Raw genomic sequence first — 2,897 nt, forward strand, 5'->3', positions numbered from 1 at the left:
AAGAGGAGTCTGGTGCCAGGCACTAAGAAGCTGGTCATTGTCGAGTCGCCGACGAAGATGAAGTCGATCGCGGCGTATCTCGGCGACGGTTACGAGGTTTTGTCCTCGGTCGGACACATTCGCGACCTCATTGAGCCGAAGAATCTGCCCGCGGAGCTCAAAAAGGGCACGCTCGGTCGGTTCTCGGTCGACGTCGAAAACGGCTTCGAGCCGTACTACGTGGTCTCCGATGCCAAGAAGAAGACGGTCAGTGAGCTCAAGCGCGCGCTGAAGAACGCCGACGAACTCCTGCTCGCAACTGATGAGGACCGCGAGGGCGAGGCCATCGCGTGGCACCTTCTCCAGGTGCTGCAGCCCAAGGTTCCCGTGAAGCGCATGGTCTTCCACGAGATCACCAAAGACGCCATTCTCGCGGCCACCGACAACACCCGTGACCTGGACACCGCGCTCGTCGATGCGCAGGAGACCCGGCGCATCCTCGACCGCATCTACGGCTACGAGATTTCCCCCGTGCTCTGGCGCAAGGTTGGTCCCGGACTCTCCGCCGGCCGAGTGCAGTCCGCCGCCACCCGTCTCGTGGTCGACCGTGAGCGTGAGCGCCTCGCGTTCGTCTCCGCCGGCTACTGGGACCTGCTGGCCCGCCTGGCCGCTTCCACGGCCGACACCGAGCAGGGCTTCGATGCCAAGCTCGTGCGCCTGAACGGCGAGCGCATCGCCACCGGTGGCGACTTCGACGACTCGGGCACGCTCAAGCCCTCCGTGAAGGCGGCCACCCTCGACGAGGCATCCGCTCTGGCGCTCACCGCCGCGCTGCAGGAACCCGGCGTTGCCCTGACGGTGACCAAGGTCGCCTCCAAGCCGTACCGTCGCAGCCCGGCCGCGCCGTTCACCACCTCCACCCTGCAGCAGGAGGCCGCTCGCAAGCTGCGCTTCACCGCCCGTCAGACCATGAGTGTGGCCCAGTCGCTGTACGAAAATGGGTACATCACCTATATGCGTACCGACTCGCCGTCACTCGGTCAGCAGGCCCTCACGGCCGCCCGCACGCAGGCCGCCGCGCTGTACGGCGCCGAGACGGTTCCGGATGCCCCCCGTGCCTACAAGGGCAAGAGCAAGAACGCCCAGGAGGCGCACGAGGCGATTCGCCCGTCCGGCGACACGTTCCGCACGCCCGCCTCGCTCGCCTCGAGCCTGCGCGGGAACGACTTCAAGCTGTACGACCTCATCTGGAAGCGCACCGTCGCTTCGCAGATGAAAGATGCCACCGGTTCCACGGCCTCCGTCACCATTGCGGCCGGCCCGACCGGCGCGTCCACGCACCCCGCGGCATCCGGTGCGCTCGCCGAATTCACCGCGAGCGGAACCGTCATCACCTTCCGCGGCTTCATGCTCGCCTACGAGGAAAGCCGCGACGAGGAGCGCAACGCGCCCACCGACGCGACCGAATCGAAGCTGCCGCCGCTCGAAGAGGGCCAGACCCTCTCGCTGCTCGAGCTTGAGGCCAAGGGCCACGAGACCACCCCGGCGGCGCGCTACACCGAGGCCAGCCTCGTGAAGAAGCTCGAAGAGCTCGGCATCGGCCGCCCGTCCACGTTCGCCTCGATCATCTCCACGATCACCGAGCGCGGCTACGTGACGCCGCGCGGGCAGTCACTCGTTCCGAACTGGATCGCGTTCTCGGTCGTGCGCCTGCTCGAGGAATTCTTCGGCGACCTGGTGGAATACGACTTCACGGCCGAGATGGAGAACGACCTCGACCGCATCGCCGGCGGCGAGGCCAACCGCCTCGACTGGCTGACGAGCTTCTACTTCGGCAGCGACAAGCACCGCGGGCTCCGCAACGTGATCGACAACATGGGCGAGATCGACGCGCGCACCATCAACTCGGTCGCGATCGACGACGAAATCACCCTCCGCATCGGCAAGTACGGGCCCTACCTCGAGGTCATCGACCTCGACGCCGCACCGGATGCGCCGCCGCGCCGCGTCAACATCCCGCCGGAGCTGGCCCCCGATGAGCTCACCGCAGCCAAGGCACACGAGCTCATCGACGCCCCCGTGATCACGGACCGGGTGATCGGCCTCAACCCGGAAAACGGCAAGGAAATCGTGGCGAAAGACGGGCGATTCGGCCCGTACGTCACCGAGCTCGACCCGAAACCCGTCGTCGACCCCGCCGTGGCGGCGGCCGAAGCGGCCGCCGCAGCCCTCGCGGCCAAACCGACCGAGACCATTGACCCCGCAACCGGTGAGGTGACCGTCACCAAGCCCAAGCGCAAGCCGGCGGCCAAGAAGGTCGCCGCGGCCGACAAGCCCCGCACCGCATCAATCTTCAAGTCGATGGACCTTGCCACGATCGACCTCGAGACCGCTCTGCGCCTGCTGTCCCTCCCGCGCGTTGTTGGCCTGGATCCCGAGACCGAATCCGAGATCACCGCCCAGAACGGCAAGTTCGGGCCGTACCTGAAGAAGGGCATCGACACCCGGTCGCTCACGAGCGAAGACCAGATCTTCGACATCGACCTCGCCGGTGCCGTGGAACTCTACGCCCAGCCCAAGTACGGCGCCCGCCGCGCCTCGAGCGCCCTCAAGGAATTTGAGGCGCCCGACCCCGAGAGCGGCAAGGCCATCAAGATCAAGGATGGACGTTTCGGCGCGTACGTGACCGATGGCGTCACCAATGCCACCATCCCGAAGTCTGAAAGCGTCGAGGAGATCGACTTCGACCGTGCGGTCGAGCTGCTCTCCGACAAGCGCGCCAAGGGACCGGCCGCTCCGCGCAAGAAGGCGCCGGCCAAGAAGGCCGCCGTCAAGAAGCCGGCGGCCAAGAAACCGGCCGTGAAGAAGGCGCCCACGGCCGCGGCGAAGGCCGCGACCGCGAAGAAGGCGGCCGCCAC

1 protein-coding gene is annotated in these 2,897 nt (G+C 66.9%); it reads left to right on the forward strand.

Annotated elements, in window-relative coordinates; translation table 11 throughout:
- Window positions 1-12 precede the first annotated feature (12 nt).
- On the forward strand, window positions 13-2,897 hold a 2,885-nt coding region (topA, locus tag JF66_RS17315), incomplete at its 3' end, for a type I DNA topoisomerase (protein ID WP_035879967.1).

Origin of the sequence: Cryobacterium sp. MLB-32 (assembly GCF_000738085.1) — a bacterium.
GTDB lineage: Bacteria > Actinomycetota > Actinomycetes > Actinomycetales > Microbacteriaceae > Cryobacterium.